A 15,234-nucleotide genomic window follows, 5' to 3' on the forward strand; every position below is an offset into this window, starting at 1 on the left:
ATACAACGGTTTTCTCTACGCTTGGTTGATCAGTTCGAGATTGAAAGGGCATAGTGACGGCATTTCCGTTGCAGGCATGATGAGCGCCGCGCTTAGTGATAGCGTTAATGTGTTGAGGCCGCCTTTGCATTGGATGCGATGGGCGGGCCGGAGCAAGGCTAAAATTGAGAGCTTGAGGCTTAGCTTATCATTTTTTTGATTGGGTTTACGCCAGATCGGTCGTACTTTCTTCCTCTTGCAGGTAAGTAAAGATATCTACCTCGTCAATCTGTTCAGGGCTTAAGTAACGTTGTGCGTACGTTTTGTAAGTGCCAGAGCGTAGGAATAGGTCAAAAAGGTCCGCATCGATATAATTGTCGTCCCGCATTTTGGCCATAATTTTGACCGCTTCGGATAGTTTCTTCGCTTTTTTATAGGGCCTGTCTGCTGCGGTGAGTGCTTCGAAAATATCGGCTACAGCCATGATGCGACTGGGTAATGGCATATCTTCTTTATGTAACCCTCGGGGATAACCGGAACCATCCATTTTTTCATGATGTCCCCCCGCATAGGTTGGAATGTTTCGTAAATGGCGTGGATAAGGTAAGGCTTCGAGCATTTTGATCGTTTGAACAATATGATCGTTAATTTTAAAGCGCTCTTCAGGCGTTAATGTTCCACGCTGAATGCTGAGGTTGTACAGCTCTCCACGGTTGTAGAGATACTCGGGTGGTGTGAGTGTAAAGCCCCAAATATTATCCGCTGAGTAGGTGCTTGTATCGTCCCTTAATATTAAATGTTCGGCGCGGTCGGCGAGTAATCTCTCTTTTGTGGGCAGGGTCGGTATGGCTTTAGGCATACGGTTTTGCTCTTCCCAAGATAATCCTAGACGGTCGTCCAGTGTGCGTTCCCAGGTTTGTGCCGCAATACTGTTTAAACGCGACAGTTCCGCTTTCCCCATAAATTGATCGCCATCGTTACATTGGGCGACAAAGGCAAAGTCATCATCGATCTGCTGCCAGCGGGCCTGAAGGTTGGCAAAGAGTTGAGGTTTGTCTTCACTATCAGGGTAGGCTTTCCAGTATTCTATTTCGGCATCACGTTTTAGTATTTCAAAGCGCATTCTAATCTCGTGGATGCGGTTATAGATGGTCTCAAGACGGGTAGCTTTATCGACTACATAGTCTGGGGTTGTGACCTTCCCGCAGTCGTGCATCCAGCTAGCGATATGTAAGGTTTCCCACATATTCGTGCTCATTTTAAATTCTTTTAACGCGGGAGCATTCGACTGCTCGGCCGCTTGGGCGAGCATTTTTGTGAGTGCGGGTACCCGCTGACAATGGCCACCGGTGTAGGGCGATTTCGCATCGATGGTCTGCGCAATAAGCTCGACAAAGGACTCTAATAGGCTTTTTTGCATCCGAACCAGCTGTCTTGTGGCCAAGGTCATGCTGGCAAAACTGGAAAACTCTTGGATAAAGGCTTGTTGATCGGGGGTAAAGCTTTTACCCGCAGGAAGGATGAAGGTTAAGGTTCCGATACTTTCCTGTAAGCGGTTCAATAAGGGGATGATATAGACTTCAGCGTTTGAGCAGTTGAGTGTGGCGAGTAAGGAGTGGTGAGGGTCGGTGCTGTCGTTAAGGCTGAGTCTGTAGTGTTGTATCTCTTGCCCCATTAAGGCATGACAGAGTGTGGTCTCTGTATTTAATGTAATAGTGGGGAGTGAGATCTCCTGCTGGTTTTGATCGGTGCAGCTGGGTTTTAATTGTGATTCATCATCGCTCAATAAGTGAATGGATACGGCGTTTGCATTACTAATGATGAGCATCTCTTTCTTGACTAGGTCAAGTAGGGTAGTGAAATCCCGCTCTGCATTTATATTGTGTAACAGTCCTAGAAAGCGCGTGATGGTTTCGCGCATCATCGATATGGCCGCGCCTAAGTCTTGGACCTCCGCGATACGGGTTTTGATTTCGGGTTGAGGGGTTAATTCAAAACGACGGATGGCGGATGTTTGGTTCGCGAGCTCGGTGAGGGGCGTTGAGATGGCCCTAGCCACAAGCCATATAAGTGGTACGGTGAATAATATAATGATAATCGTGATCAACAGGGATTGTTGCCGGGCAACGATCGCGCCTGAGAGTAACTGGTCTTCCGGCATCATGATGACTAACCGGAAACGGAGATTGTCGCTCAGGGCGATAGGGTTGGTTTTTCCTATCCATTTTCGTCCATCGACTAAAATTGATAACGGGCGGTCTAGTGATAAAGGGGCTTGGTGAAGTGCGCTAAATATGGGGTTGTTAAGGTCGTCGAGTGATGCGTACTTTACCTTGTTGTCTGCCTCTAGCTTGGTGAGTAGGCTATGGTCCTTGTAGGCGATGACATGGTCTTCATCATTGAGTAAGACAATCTCTGCTTGCTGTGCTTTACCGCTGTTGGCAATGATATCTGACAGCATGTCGAGGGTCATATCTGCGGCAATGACTGCATTTTTATCGGCCGATTGCCGGGATAAGGTTATGCCAACTTTTTGAATAAAATAGTAAAAATAGGGGGCGGTTACGCCTATTTGTTGGCTATTTAATACATCTTTATACCAAGGCCTTGTTCTTGGGTCATAGCTTGATTCTTGATAGAACGGTTGGCCTATTTTATTGAGATCTTTGTCGAAAAAAATACGTTCTAAACGCCGCCCGCCAGCACCAGTATGGGTCTGATCTATTTGAATGTAACTATTATCGGGTGCGTTGAAGCGTGCTTTCATATAATCGTCATGTAGCGCCCTCGCGATAAAGTAGTCGCCATTTTCAAAACCTGCCGCAATCGCGGTGAGTTCGGGCTGGTTGCCGAGTACTTCAGCTAGTAGGGGAAAGTATTCGCTTTGTTGGGTCAGGGTACTGGCTTTACTTAATGAGGTTTGAGCGAGGAGGTTAACGGTGTGGGCAACGGGAATATAGGCTTCTCTAAATTTTAGGGTAATGCGATCGCTGATATGTTCAAAAATTTTATCATTAGCACTATAAATAATTTCTGATGTTTTTTGATAATTCCAATAACTCAGTATGCTGCCAAGCGTCAATATAATAACAACGAAAAGCGTACTGATATGAAGGTGTAAGGGGAATTGCCTTAACCATTTCCTATGTCCCATCTGACATCTCCCTAAGCGTGATTAGACGGACTCTTTTCGCTTACATTATGCTTTTACCCGTTTAAAGTATAGTCGGGTATATACGCTTAATAAACGACGTATTTAAACAATTGGCTCAGGGGTTATCCGTCGCCATGGGCTCATTAGGCATCCCGACGGTCACGGTTAAGCCTGTTTGATACCGTTCTGTGTCAGATAGGGCGATGCTGTATCCGCTACTGTCGCATATCTCTTTTACTATCGATAAACCTATACCACAACCGTCCATATCTTGGCTGCTTGCCCTATAAAAGCGTTCAAAAACATGTGCTTTTTGTTCTTGGTTTAATCCAATGCCATTATCTGAAACGCTAAGGTTAACGCGGGTATCAGATAGTTCGGCGTTGATGGTCACTTTACCTTGATCTGGTACATATTTGACTGCATTGTCGATGAGGTTTCTTAGCAAGATAGAGAGCTTTTCTCGATTAGCCTGAATCTTAATGTTTTTATCTATGTGTGTACTGAGGGTAATCTGTTTTCTGTGGATGGTAGCGCTTAGCTCAGTGGTTATTTCACAGACCAGATCGTTCATATTAACGGCTTCTTTTTTATCATAGACTTGTGAACACTCCGCTTGGCTTAAGGTAATGAGCTGGTTAAACAGGTGTGTTAATTTATCGATACCAGAGACAATGTGGTCTTGAATGTTTTTCAGGCGCTCATTGTCAGGGTGCATATTTTGAGCGTGGACTTTTATTGCCGCTAAGGGGGTTCTTAATTCGTGTGCGGCGTTGCCGGTGAAGCGTCGTTGTCTCTCTATCGCGGCCCCTAGCGAAGACATAAGGTGGTTAATTGATCCAACGATTTGTTGCAGCTCATTCGGCACTGACGTGAAGTTTAAAGGGGTTAGGTTATTATTCCCGCGGAGGGATATCTGACGGTTGATCTCATTGAGCGGGGCCAGCCCTTTACGCACGATGAGTGTGATTAAGATAAAAATCACCGGTAATAAGATGAGCAAAATCGATGCGTTAACGGAGGCGATTTTATGGGTTACGTCCTCACGTATCTCAACTGATTGTGACACTTTAATCCAAATAGATAAGGTGTCGCTGTATCTAACAAAGGTACGCCACGCTTTATCATCAATGGTTTCATAGCTATAACCGGGTTCATTGGAAAAGCTTAATGAAACATCATTATTGCTACTACCTAGCAGGGGAACCCCTTTACGGCTCCATACTTGAAAGGCTAATTTCTTTTCATATTTATGGCCATCTTTGTTGTATTCACCCTCAGCAATAATCTCGGGTGAAATGACCAGTTTTTGTTTCTCGTGGGTTGTTTCTGAAATATGTACGCCGGTAAATTCGAACTCGATACTTAATACGGCTTCTAAAACGCGGCTTATTTGAGCCAGTTCCGCGTCGTATAACTCCTCGGTTTCATGGGTAATACGTTGGTAGCTCATGGCGATTGAGGCGGCGATGGCTAGGCCAATGCCAATGACTAAGGTTATGGTTAGATAGGCGCGTATGGAGTTCACTCTGAGGTGCTCCCAAGTTGATAGCCAATGCCACGGATCGTTTTAATAATATGCTTACCTAGTTTTTTCCGGAGGTGGTGTACATAAACCTCGACTGTATTGCTGCTTACGTCGTTGTCCCAGTTATACAGCTTATCCACGAGCGCTTCGCGACTAAACACTTGGGTTGGGCGGTTAATCATATGTAGTAGTAAATCATACTCATGACGAGAGAGAGAGATGGGCTCGCCATTTTTTGAAAGGGAGAGGTTGGCTGGATCAATTTCAAGATTACCATGGGTGATGATCGGGCTTTTCTGTTGTGACTCCCTGCGTTGTAAGGCCCTTAAACGCGCCATGAGTTCGGGAACGTCGAACGGCTTAACCATGTAGTCATCTGCGCCACGATCAAGCCCTGTTACCTTTTCGCCTGAGGTGCTACGTGCGGTTAAAATAAGGACAGGGGTTAAGACGTTGTCGTTGCGCAGTTGCTGTAGTACATCTAGACCATCCATATCGGGGAGGCCTAGATCCAGTATGATGACATCAAATTGACTCGCGTGAGCAAAGCTAAGCGCGTGCAGACCTGTTTTTACCCACTCCACAAGATGTGATTGATAGGTTAACGCGTCCGCAATGCCCTGACCCAGCAAGGGATCATCTTCTACCAGTAATGTCTTCATTGTTTGGTTAATAACCCTCAGGTTAAAGCTTTTCTAACAGCGCCTGAATCTCTAGGCGACGGCCTTTATCGGCACTTTCACGGCCAGGTCTGGGTGCTGCTTCTAGCGCGTGTTCTAATAACGCTTTCGCTTCAGCCTTTTTGTTTTGCTCAATCAGGAAATCAGCATTAAAGAAGTTACTATCAATACCATCGGGGTTTATTTCAAGTGATTTTTCTAAAAATGCTTTTGCTTTTTTGTCACTACCAAACCCAATAGGCCAGCCGGGTACTTGATAATAAAGGCTGCCTAAACTGGTGTATGCCGAACCTTGTAGAGCGGTTGGATCAATTTCAATTGATGTTTCAAGCAGCTTTTTAGCGTCTTTAACTAAGCCTAACGCGCCTAAGCCGCCTTTTTCTCCGGCATAGGTACTGAGAATAATTGCCCGCCAGATCATAATCTCAGCGGAGTTAGGGAACGCAGCCAATGTTGTTTCAGAGCGCTCTGCCAGTGCTTTAAACATCGCTTCCTGCTGGTCTTTGTCTGTTTCGTACTTAATCTGTGCCCACTCGGTTTGTAGCGCGATACGCGCATCATCAACTGGTGCAGCCAGTATGCACATACTAAAGAGTGTAAGTGCTGTAGTGATCAATAGTTTTTTCATAGTTGGGCCTCTCAGCCAATATATTTACGGACAATGGGAAGTTGTGTTTTTAAGTGTTTACTTACAACGGACGGAAGTACGCTGTTAATTTTTACAAACAGCTTTTCTGGCCAGCCTAAATGGCAGCTCTCTTTTTCAGTGGCTAAAAAACGTATAAGTTCGTTCGCAACGTATTGCGTGCTATCAGCCTTATTGCCGAGCTCCATGTTCATTGCGTTTGCGCGCGCTGAATTAATAGAAGTCTCGGTGGTGCGAGGGGCAAAGTATTTTACATTGATGGCGGTGTCAGCTAATTCGCGGGATAAGGCTTCACTGAAGCCACGTAGGGCGAATTTTGATGTGCAATAGGTCACATAACCGGGAAGGCCTATGGCGCCGAGTGTTGAGCCAACATTAACGAGGGTGCTACTGCTGCGTGTTTCTAATAGGGGGATGAGGTCATGAATCAGCAGCATTATTGCGGTTAGATTGGTGTGAATCGTGGTTTCAATGGATTCATGTGTTTGTCTTTTAAATGCGCTTAGCTGATTGGTACCGGCTAAATTAATGATGGTGTCAATCGGTGTGTTGCTAACCGCCAGCACAATCGCTTCACGGCCCGCTACACTGGTTAAATCAGCTACCAATATAGTGTGCTTTTCTTGAGCCGCTAGGTTTGCTTTTAGGTGCGCTAACGCAGTTTGATTCCGCCCACATAGAACAAGGCTTTCGCCTTGTTCTGCCAGTTGTTGAGCCAGCGCTTGGCCTATACCACCGGATGCGCCAATAATCAGTGTCGCCTTATCGGGTAGAGTCATTCCGCACCTTCCACTGATGAGAGCACTTCGCCGTAGAGGTGATAGAACGCTTGTGCTGCATGAATGATCGTCTGCTGTGCAGCAGGGCACTCAATTTTATTCATAAGGTCTTCAAAAAACTTCACATGCGCTAGATCTAATGAGCCATGGGATCGAAGGTAGCTGAACGCGCCATCAGGTAAGCCTAATCGGCTCTGGGCTAATTCAGATGTGTGAGTGGCCAGCGCGATACTGGTGCCTTCCAATACATGAACCATGCCGAAAAAAGCGAGTGGATTTACCCGGTCTATTTGGTTATAAGCGTAAGCGACCATTACTTCGGTAGGCAGTGCAGGGGTGCCTGTTTTTACACTTAGCGGATCTAAACCGGTGTGCTCTATATCGTTAAGAATCCACTGTTCATGGCCAATCTCTTCTTCAATATATTCTGCGATTGCTTTTTGTAGCCAGTTAAACGTCTCAGGTAAACGGGAGCCACAGGCCATTAATAAAGGCACTGTATGTTTAACGTGATGATAGGCTTCGGTTAAAAATGCTTGATAGCGTGCAAGGGAGATATCACCTGATAGTGTTTGTTGAATGATCGGGCGGCTAAGAAAGGCTTGCTGCGCGGCCATTGTTTCTTGCGATAAAGTGTTAAAAAATGCCATGTTATTTAATCCTACAAGTTGACGGTAACGCTGCTGTAGCCGTTTTCAATCTGCTGTGTGTAATAGTGTTCAATTGCGTCTCGTTTTATGCGCCCATTTGCGGTTAATAATCCGTTACTGATGAGGGTTTCAGCGGACATGGGCAGTGTTGCTTTAATCTGAGCATAATCGGGGAGTGATTGGTTTAATTGGCTAATTTGTTGTTCAAGCTGAGTGGCAGTGATGCCGGGTATTGTTTGAATGAGGGCCGTAATATAGGGTTTTCCATCACCGAAAATAGCGGACCGGATTACACCGGGTAAGCCGTTGATCTCTGATTCGATCCATTCAGGGCTGAAGTTCCGGCCAAAGCTGTTGATTTGAACGTTTTTGATACGACCGGTAATGAATAAAAAGCCCTCTTCATCGATATAACCTAGGTCTCCCGTTGAAATGTGATCAGATGCTAATAAAGGCTCATGTAAGTACCCTTGCATATGTGGGCCGTAGACCAAGATCTCATCGCTGTCCGAGATCTTGATCTCACAGTGGGGTAGGGTTTTACCCGCGCTGCCTAGTTTGGTCGCGTTAGGTGTGTTGAGTGCAACCACAGAGCCGCATTCACTTAAACCATAACCCTCATAAACCGGCAGGTTCAACGCGTGTGCTTGTTGGAGCAATTGTGTGGGTACTTTTCCGCCGCCAACAGCGATCAGCTTTAAATGATCGAGCGCTTGGCCTTGCAGTTTTAGTAGGAGCAAAAGTTTTAGTAGCTCAGGCGTTACGATTAAACTATGGGGTTGCTCAGTGCTAAGGTACAGACCTAGTTGCTGAATATCCGGTTGAGATGAGCCCTTAAGCCCTGTGATGTCTGAGCCATCAATCACCACGGTTTCACCCGCATACAGTGGTAAGAATACACCGGCTACATTTTCAAGCATCACAGCGAGGGGCAGCAGACAGAGGTGTTTTTTTACACCGATCTCATGGGTGAGTGAATATAAAGACCGGCACATCTGGTCCACTAGGTCAGCCCCTATGCAAACGCCTTTGGGGGTGCCTGTACTGCCTGATGTGAAGGTTACTAATGCGGTCTTTGCATCCGCTGTGTTGGCGGTGCTTTCAAGATTCGATTTTTGATAAGCGGACAGGCCTGAAGGGAGTGTGAGCGGGGTGCTGGCATAGTGTTTAAAATCAAGATGTGGATCAGCTGATGTTAATCGCTCATCTAAAATAATAAGTTCAATATCCGCGTGGTTGATCAGGTGGTGTACCTGAGCTGAGCTAAAAAATGTGGGTATAGGGATCACATTAATACCCGCAGACATCGCCGCTAGCTGAGTAACCACCCAATTAGGTGCGTTATCCGCCCAGATGCCTAACCTAGCGCAGCGGGTCTGTTTTAACTGTACGGTCAATGACTCAACTTGACCATATAGCTGTGCATAATTAAGCGTGGCTACACGGCTACTTAGGGCGATTTTCGTGGGTTGTGATAGTGCGTAGGCGTGTATCTTTTTTAAAAGTTGGCTCATGCGACAGTCCCTTCGTTGATCGTTGAGCCAGTTGTGATGGAGACAGTACTGTCACTAACAGGGTTTTTTAAACGGGTGAGAAGTTTGCCGATAACGGGGTTGCTTTTGAGTACGTTAATACCCGCATCCATATCACCGATATACACCTCAGGGTTATGTGCGTAATAACTGCCCCAGTTGGAAGACGTATCTGCGACTGCGCTTGCCTCTGCCTTGCATACTCGGTGCAGGTCTAAGCCCACATTAAGTTTATCAAAGCTATTTTTTACGTGGGATGTGGCGGTGATGACTAACCATTTATAACCCTGCTTTTGAAAGTGGCAGGCTAAGTTAAGGATTAACCGTCGTGTCGCTCCGGGGGAGAGCGATGCGAGGTTACCTACTTCCAGTATTTCACTACGTTGAGGCGTTTTAATATTAAGCTGTTTAGCTATGGCGTCTTCGATGGGTTGGTCTAAATAGTGCTCAAGATAGAGACGGTTTGTTGCTGCCGATTGATAACCAACGGATGCCTGAATGGCTAACTGATTGTCCAGCAGCGCTAACATATTAGGCAGAAAGTCATTCACATCCGCATTGTAGGCCGCTTTAAAACGTGCTTCCGCAAACTGTTTGACCTTTTCTTTGTTTGCCTTACTGGAAACAAGAAGAAGGTCTGATTTTGGATAAAACTGCTCGCGGTGTCTGAGCATTGCAACAGGCATATGCCATCTCCAATAGTTGATGGTATATACGTTAGCGTTGCTTTCTTAAGGCTTTCTTAAAAAGTTAAAAATCGGATAGGCGGGCGATAAAAAGAGCGCCACGGGCTCAATAATAAGCTGAGTATATACACCTCAATGGTGAGTATCCGTGGGTTCCTTAACACAGTTGATAATCACGTTGAATATGTCATCGCTTGCATCCAGTTGATACTGCCAACCTTTGGCCTCACAGATCCGTTGGACAATTAATAACCCAAGACCTGTTGATGAGCTTTTTGTGATGTTTACGGGGGCGTTTGAAACGGTAAAGTGATTATCGTTAGCGGTAATAAGGATATCGCCGGTGCTGTATTTTAGGGCATTGTTGATTAGGTTCTCGAGTATAATCGAGATCAGAAAACGATTACTACGCCAAACGATGGTGTCGCCAGAAAGGACGACTCTTTTCGCTTCGTCTGAGGGTATATGCTGTAGGCACTCGTCGACCATGAGCTTGAACTGGGCTAAGTCGATTAGATTCTCTTCTGGTTCATCATCACCTCCTTCTCGACTTAACCATAAAAAGGTCTGAATTAACGCAGACATTCGATCTGTCGCTTTGTCCATACGTTGTAAGGCGCGGTCGGTTCTCGGGGTCGGCGAGAGTGTAGAACTGAGTAGTTCGATATTACCTTTTAATATTGTGACGGGGCTACGGAGTTCGTGGCTGGCAAAGCGTGTGAACTCTTGTTCTCGTTGGGTGAATTGGTCGATTCGTGTGACTAAGGCTGAAATTGATCGGCTAAGTTCCCCCACCTCATCATCTCGCTCCATTACCGTAAGACGCAGGTTTTTGGTTTCGAGCTGATTGATCTGTTGTTTCAGTTGGATAACGGGTTCAGCCAGTCGTTTTGCTAAAAACCAAGCCATCCCGCCTGAGACAACGGTGGCCATAATCAGGCCCATAAGAAGCACAATTAAATCAGAAAACTCACTATCTATACCCGCCTCATATTGATGAGGGGGGGCTAAGAGTAGGTAATAGGGTTGGTGGCTGGTGGGGTGGTAATCCATGATGAGTTCATCCCCATTCGCTAACCTGTGTAATCCTGGCTGTTTGAACTCTGTGAACTCTGCGGGAAGGGCTGCGTTTGATAGATATAAACCAATACCGCTTTGTGGGTGGGTGCTTTCGAGATCGGGGGTGTTGACCATCAATGATTTAATCAAACTATTAACGTGTAGTACGGAGGCTTCGTATTCGCTTTCCTCAATTTTTTCAAATGTAAACCACGCGGCACCGAGTGAAATGCAAAATAATAGTGAGGTATATAGGCTAACCGAGGCAATTAGGCGTTGGGTATAGTTTAGCTTCACGATGCATCTCCGGTTTTGTGCTCTGTTAAGCGATAACCGACGCCGCGAATGGTTTCTAACATCGGATAAGTAAAGGGTTTATCGACAATATTGCGGAGTTGGTAAAAATGACTTCTAAGCGCATCGCTATCAGGCGGATTATCTTGCCACAGTGTTTTTTCTATTTGCTCGCGGGTGACAATCTGTGGCGCTTGGGTCATCAGGAGTTTGAGTAAACGGAATTGCAGTGCGTTGAGACGTAGTGTCTGTCCTGCTCTGATGGCATGACCTTGCCCAAGATCGAGTTCTAGCTCACCACAGTGTATTTTTCGTGTTTTATTATGGGAGGTGCGTTGCCCGAGTGCTTCGATGCGACATATGAGCTCGCGCATGGCAAACGGCTTTACGAGGTAATCATCAGCCCCATGTTGAAATCCGGTTATTTTATCGTCCAGTGTATCTCGTGCTGTCAGCATCAGGACTGGCGTTGTATTACCCAGATTACGAAGCGCCTCGCAGGTGAGGAGTCCATCAAGTTTGGGCATCATAATATCAAGTACGATCACATCGTAATGATTGTTTTCCAGTAAGGAGAGTGCCTGTTGTCCGTTATAGGCAAAATCTACCGTCATATTATGTAGCTCTAAATGATCCGCTATTGTTGATAAAATATCGGGGTCATCATCGGTCAACAATATATGCATACAACGGCCTATTCTAAGAATGTTGAAGAGGTTTTTGCGTTAAGAAAGGGTGCACTAGCGCCTTTACTTTACCTGAGAAAAATAATGGGTAAAGCAATAATGCAGTCAGCCAGCAGAGAGTAAGGGTCACTAAGTCATGGGAGATAAAGTGTGCACCGCGCAGTTGCTGTACAGCGCCAAATAAAATACCTAAGCAGAGAATAGCGACTAAAATCAGGTGCTTCCATTGAGGACGGTACTTTAGAGCTAAGAAATAGAGCCCTAACCAAGCATAGCCCGCGGATGCATGGCCCGCTGGAAAACATTGGGCATTCGGCATCCATTCAGGGCGGGCGTGGAAATAGGGGATAAAGGCGAGCGTTCCACCATAATTAACTAAATCCCAAGGGCAATCCATTTGGCTAAAGTGTTTAGCCGTTGTGATCAGAAGAGCCGATAAGGTAGCAGACGAAAAGAGATAAGCGAGTGCTGTTCTTAATGGTAACAGTTGGCGTATACAAAATGATGAGACTAAGCCTATGAGTACAATGAATAATAGAGAGATCATCACATTGCGTGCGTCGGTATGTAAAACAGTGGAAAAAAGCCAATGGTCTTTATACAGCCATTGCCCCCCTTCCAGCGCATAAATACGGTTAGCTAACAGAAAATCTAATTGCCAATATTCAATGGCGCTAAATAAAAGTGCGCTGCATAACAGGGGTAGGCTCAAGTGCCTGTGCCAAAAGTGGTGGTTCATAAGCGGCTAATCCCTGCAATCTGAGCTGTGTTTCGACACTGGGCAAAAATATCCATGTCGTTCTTTCTTAGTGTTGTTTGAATGTTCATCAAGCCTAGAATTGAGTGGAATATATTGTCGTGGGACAGCTGGCTACTTGCTTGCCTAGCGAGGCATTCACTATTGATCTTGAATTGCGATTTGTATGCTTCCGATAACCATAAGATCAGCGGTACATGGGTTTGCTCTTCGGGTGCGATAAAGTAGGGGAGCCCATGTAAATACAGATTACTTTCGCCCAGTGATTCTCCATGGTCTGAAACATACAGCATTGCGGTGATGTATTGATCATCGTATTGTTTTAGAAATGCGATCACTTTGGCGAGGAAGTGGTCGGTATACAGAATCGTATTATCATAAGCATTAATCACCTGCTGTTGGCTGCAGGATTGTAAGTCACTGCCTGTGCACACCGGCGTGAAACGCTCATAAGCTTTAGGGTAGCGTTGCGTATATGAGGGGCCGTGACTCCCGTGTTGGTGAAGCACAACCATGGCATTTTCAGTCGATCCTTCAAGGTAGGCTGACAGGTTATTCAGCATCATCTCATCAAAGCATTCATCTTTGTTACAGTTGGCCTCTAACCTATAGTCTTTTTGTGATTGCTGGTGGATACGATCACACACGCCTTTACAGCCAGAATTATTGTCTCGCCAAAGCACATTGACGCCCGCGTGGGACAGCACATCCAAGACATTCTCGCGGGATTTTGCGGTCGCATTATCAAAGTTGCTGCGCGGTATGTCAGAAAACATACAAGGTACCGATACTGCAGTGTCAGTACCGCATGAATAGGTTTGGGAGAAATTAATAATGTTCTCTTTAGATAATTCAGGATTTGTATCGCGCCCGTAGTGATTTAAGGAGAAGTTCATCGCCCTGGCGGTTTCACCGACTACAACCACCGTCACCACTTTTTTTGTTGCACTGTTGAGCAGTGGGCCAGAGGATGCATCTAATCCGATGGTTTGAAAGGGGCGATTATTTAAATCATAGGCTCCAGATAAATATCGACTGCCGTAATAGAGGTAGCTGGTAGGAATAATTAAGTTTCGGATTTCGCGGTGGGTGCGAAAAACAGAAGAGAAATCTTTGTAAGCTAAGAGAATGACCGCGATTAATAACAGGCTGGATAATAGAATATTAATCAGTTTCTGTTTCACATCGGTGCGTAAGTCTGTCGGCTTTATCTTGATGAGGGCGATAAAAACGCCCGGTATCACGCCAAAAAACAATAGGTTAATAAGGAAGTTAGCATTGATCAGCTCGACGACTTCGGCGCTGTCTGTTTCCATCAAGTTCTGCATCATATTTCGATCAAACATAATGCCGTAGTGGTTTGCAAAAAAGTTACAACCTGCAGCTGATAAAATCAGCAGAATGATGAGCGGCTTTTGAAGATAAGGGACGCTGACTAACGTAATGAGTATATTAAAGATTGAAAAAATAAATAGGAAAAATGCACCGCAAAATACGTATAGATCTACTGCGTTATCGAAGGGGGTTTTAAGGATCAGAGACCAGAGCGCACTGTTGTAAAAGAGAGTAAGTGCAACGGCGGTGAGCAAAGAGAGTGTGGTTCTATTAAAACGTGGTGGGGAGGCCCATAACCGAGAAATCGTTGTGCTTTTCTTCATGTGAGATCACTACATGGCTGATTAAAACCTGAAGGCTATCGTGAGTGATGTGAAATGAACGTGAAATGTCCGGATAGGGTCGTGCTAAGGCTTAATAAAAAGCCTCCTAGGTGGGAGGCTTGGTTCTAACTGTTAAGTGGCAGGTTAGTACTCTTGCCCTGAGGCTAGAATGCCGACCACCTCTTTAAAGCTATTCGCGCGTTTAGAGATATCAACAGAAATGTTTAATCGACGTGCAATATCACTACTGGATATAACCCCTCGAATGCTGCGGTTTGAGGTATCGACGATCAAAATATGGGGCGCGCCTTCATGTTTGAGTGTCTGTAATAAATTCCCGATTTTTGCAGATTGAAGTTCGGATAAAGGAATCGCCTTTAGTTGCGCACGGGGTGTCATTACATCTCGAATAGAGATGTCCTGACGCTTGATCCCTGCGGTTGTGGCTACACTGAGTGCTGATCGGCTTTCAAGATCGGCTAAGGTTAAAAGTCCTTTAAAGTTTTCATCTGAATCGATAACTAACACGGAGCGCACGTGAACTTTGCGCATCATATGACGGGCATCGTCGACGGAGACGTCGAGCTCCATTAAGAGTGGTTGAACGTGTAAAAAGTCAGTTAATACATTGATCGCAGGTGTTTCTAAGGAGTATTCAGTGAGTTGTTCTGGGCGGATAACTTGAGCCGATTCTTCTAAGAAAACAGTATTGAGTTCGTTATAATTCTTCATTATTAATACCTCGCCATTGTGGCAGTACAAAAAAATAATAAGGCCTAATTTATGTGTACTAGCTGTAGTGCGGCGGTGCTTGCTGAAGGGGTTTAAACCACCTTTTAGTCACACCATGCGCGCAAGGTGTTGTGGGGGCCTTATAGGATAAAATCGTAGGAGAGAGGTAAACTGAGGGCGAAATTATATCCGGCTGTTCAATGTCGTCATTACCATTCGTTGCATCGACAAACGAGGGTAGCAGGCTATTTTCTGATAATAGGATAGGTTGGGCATGTGGCGAGGTGGCTGAAACGCTGGCAAGCTGGAATAAAACAACAAATAGAAAAAACAGCAACCCCAGCGCCCCGATGGCTAGGTTGTTTTTGCGCTGGTTTGTTAACTCTATGTGTGTGTTATGCATATTCCTAGTCT

Annotated in this window: 14 protein-coding genes; all 14 read right to left on the reverse strand. The window is 45.5% G+C overall.

Features of this window, described 5'->3' with window-relative positions; translation table 11 throughout:
- Window positions 1-205: 205 nt before the first annotated feature.
- The 14 genes from A3773_RS03900 to A3773_RS03965 all read right to left on the reverse strand — a co-directional run bounded on the left by A3773_RS03900 (window position 206) and on the right by A3773_RS03965 (window position 15,223).
- Window positions 206-3,133 carry an HD domain-containing phosphohydrolase gene (locus A3773_RS03900; RefSeq protein ID WP_067983283.1) on the reverse strand — a complete coding sequence of 976 codons (2,928 nt, stop codon included), beginning with the start codon at window positions 3,131-3,133 and terminating at the stop codon, window positions 206-208.
- A gap of 115 nt (window positions 3,134-3,248) precedes the next feature.
- On the reverse strand, window positions 3,249-4,661 hold the full coding sequence (locus A3773_RS03905; RefSeq protein ID WP_067983285.1) for an ATP-binding protein: 1,413 nt from the start codon (window positions 4,659-4,661) through the stop codon (window positions 3,249-3,251).
- Window positions 4,658-5,323, reverse strand: a complete 666-nt coding sequence (locus tag A3773_RS03910) for a response regulator (RefSeq protein ID WP_067983287.1) — start codon at window positions 5,321-5,323, stop codon at window positions 4,658-4,660. The genes A3773_RS03905 and A3773_RS03910 overlap by 4 nt, the downstream gene beginning before the upstream one ends.
- A gap of 22 nt (window positions 5,324-5,345) precedes the next feature.
- Window positions 5,346-5,969 (reverse strand): tetratricopeptide repeat protein, encoded by a 624-nt coding sequence (locus tag A3773_RS03915; protein ID WP_067983289.1) that lies wholly within the window; start codon window positions 5,967-5,969, stop codon window positions 5,346-5,348.
- Window positions 5,970-5,980: 11 nt separating this feature from the next.
- Window positions 5,981-6,766: an SDR family oxidoreductase gene (locus A3773_RS03920; RefSeq protein WP_067983291.1), complete on the reverse strand. Its 786-nt coding sequence runs from the start codon at window positions 6,764-6,766 to the stop codon at window positions 5,981-5,983.
- Complete coding sequence (locus A3773_RS03925; RefSeq protein ID WP_067983294.1) at window positions 6,763-7,416, reverse strand: iron-containing redox enzyme family protein; 654 nt, start codon at window positions 7,414-7,416, stop codon at window positions 6,763-6,765. The genes A3773_RS03920 and A3773_RS03925 overlap by 4 nt, the downstream gene beginning before the upstream one ends.
- Window positions 7,417-7,427: 11 nt before the next feature.
- The gene (locus A3773_RS03930) at window positions 7,428-8,930 is read right to left on the reverse strand and encodes an AMP-binding protein (protein ID WP_067983297.1); all 1,503 of its coding nucleotides are present in this window, start codon (window positions 8,928-8,930) and stop codon (window positions 7,428-7,430) included.
- Complete coding sequence (locus tag A3773_RS03935) at window positions 8,927-9,634, reverse strand: thermostable hemolysin (protein WP_067983299.1); 708 nt, start codon at window positions 9,632-9,634, stop codon at window positions 8,927-8,929. Before A3773_RS03935 ends, A3773_RS03930 begins: the two co-directional genes overlap by 4 nt.
- Before the next feature lie 132 nt (window positions 9,635-9,766).
- Window positions 9,767-10,990 carry a sensor histidine kinase gene (locus A3773_RS03940; protein ID WP_067983302.1) on the reverse strand — a complete coding sequence of 408 codons (1,224 nt, stop codon included), beginning with the start codon at window positions 10,988-10,990 and terminating at the stop codon, window positions 9,767-9,769.
- On the reverse strand, window positions 10,987-11,673 hold the full coding sequence (locus tag A3773_RS03945; RefSeq protein ID WP_067983304.1) for a response regulator transcription factor: 687 nt from the start codon (window positions 11,671-11,673) through the stop codon (window positions 10,987-10,989). The genes A3773_RS03940 and A3773_RS03945 overlap by 4 nt, the downstream gene beginning before the upstream one ends.
- A 13-nt stretch (window positions 11,674-11,686) precedes the next feature.
- Window positions 11,687-12,412, reverse strand: coding sequence for a phosphatase PAP2 family protein (locus A3773_RS03950; protein ID WP_067983305.1), 726 nt, complete (start codon window positions 12,410-12,412; stop codon window positions 11,687-11,689).
- Window positions 12,409-14,088 carry a phosphoethanolamine transferase gene (locus tag A3773_RS03955; protein WP_067983307.1) on the reverse strand — a complete coding sequence of 560 codons (1,680 nt, stop codon included), beginning with the start codon at window positions 14,086-14,088 and terminating at the stop codon, window positions 12,409-12,411. The genes A3773_RS03950 and A3773_RS03955 overlap by 4 nt, the downstream gene beginning before the upstream one ends.
- A 144-nt stretch (window positions 14,089-14,232) precedes the next feature.
- Window positions 14,233-14,820, reverse strand: a complete 588-nt coding sequence (locus tag A3773_RS03960) for a CBS domain-containing protein (RefSeq protein WP_067983309.1) — start codon at window positions 14,818-14,820, stop codon at window positions 14,233-14,235.
- 58 nt (window positions 14,821-14,878) lie between these two features.
- A complete protein-coding gene (locus A3773_RS03965; protein ID WP_067983311.1) occupies window positions 14,879-15,223 on the reverse strand; it encodes a hypothetical protein in 345 nt (114 codons plus the stop codon).
- Window positions 15,224-15,234: the final 11 nt, after the last annotated feature.

The organism is Neptuniibacter pectenicola (genome assembly GCF_001597735.1).
GTDB lineage: Bacteria > Pseudomonadota > Gammaproteobacteria > Pseudomonadales > Balneatricaceae > Neptuniibacter > Neptuniibacter pectenicola.

What these genes read in the sequence shown, in the direction of transcription:
- A3773_RS03915 (WP_067983289.1), bottom strand. Translation starts at nt 5,969, where the DNA reads ATGAAAAAACTATTGATCACTACAGCACTTACACTCTTTAGTATGTGC.
- A3773_RS03900 (WP_067983283.1), bottom strand. Translation starts at nt 3,133, where the DNA reads ATGGGACATAGGAAATGGTTAAGGCAATTCCCCTTACACCTTCATATC.
- A3773_RS03925 (WP_067983294.1), bottom strand. Translation starts at nt 7,416, where the DNA reads ATGGCATTTTTTAACACTTTATCGCAAGAAACAATGGCCGCGCAGCAA.
- A3773_RS03910 (WP_067983287.1), bottom strand. Translation starts at nt 5,323, where the DNA reads ATGAAGACATTACTGGTAGAAGATGATCCCTTGCTGGGTCAGGGCATT.
- A3773_RS03950 (WP_067983305.1), bottom strand. Translation starts at nt 12,412, where the DNA reads ATGAACCACCACTTTTGGCACAGGCACTTGAGCCTACCCCTGTTATGC.
- A3773_RS03965 (WP_067983311.1), bottom strand. Translation starts at nt 15,223, where the DNA reads ATGCATAACACACACATAGAGTTAACAAACCAGCGCAAAAACAACCTA.
- A3773_RS03955 (WP_067983307.1), bottom strand. Translation starts at nt 14,088, where the DNA reads ATGAAGAAAAGCACAACGATTTCTCGGTTATGGGCCTCCCCACCACGT.
- A3773_RS03960 (WP_067983309.1), bottom strand. Translation starts at nt 14,820, where the DNA reads ATGAAGAATTATAACGAACTCAATACTGTTTTCTTAGAAGAATCGGCT.
- A3773_RS03930 (WP_067983297.1), bottom strand. Translation starts at nt 8,930, where the DNA reads ATGAGCCAACTTTTAAAAAAGATACACGCCTACGCACTATCACAACCC.
- A3773_RS03920 (WP_067983291.1), bottom strand. Translation starts at nt 6,766, where the DNA reads ATGACTCTACCCGATAAGGCGACACTGATTATTGGCGCATCCGGTGGT.
- A3773_RS03945 (WP_067983304.1), bottom strand. Translation starts at nt 11,673, where the DNA reads ATGCATATATTGTTGACCGATGATGACCCCGATATTTTATCAACAATA.
- A3773_RS03935 (WP_067983299.1), bottom strand. Translation starts at nt 9,634, where the DNA reads ATGCCTGTTGCAATGCTCAGACACCGCGAGCAGTTTTATCCAAAATCA.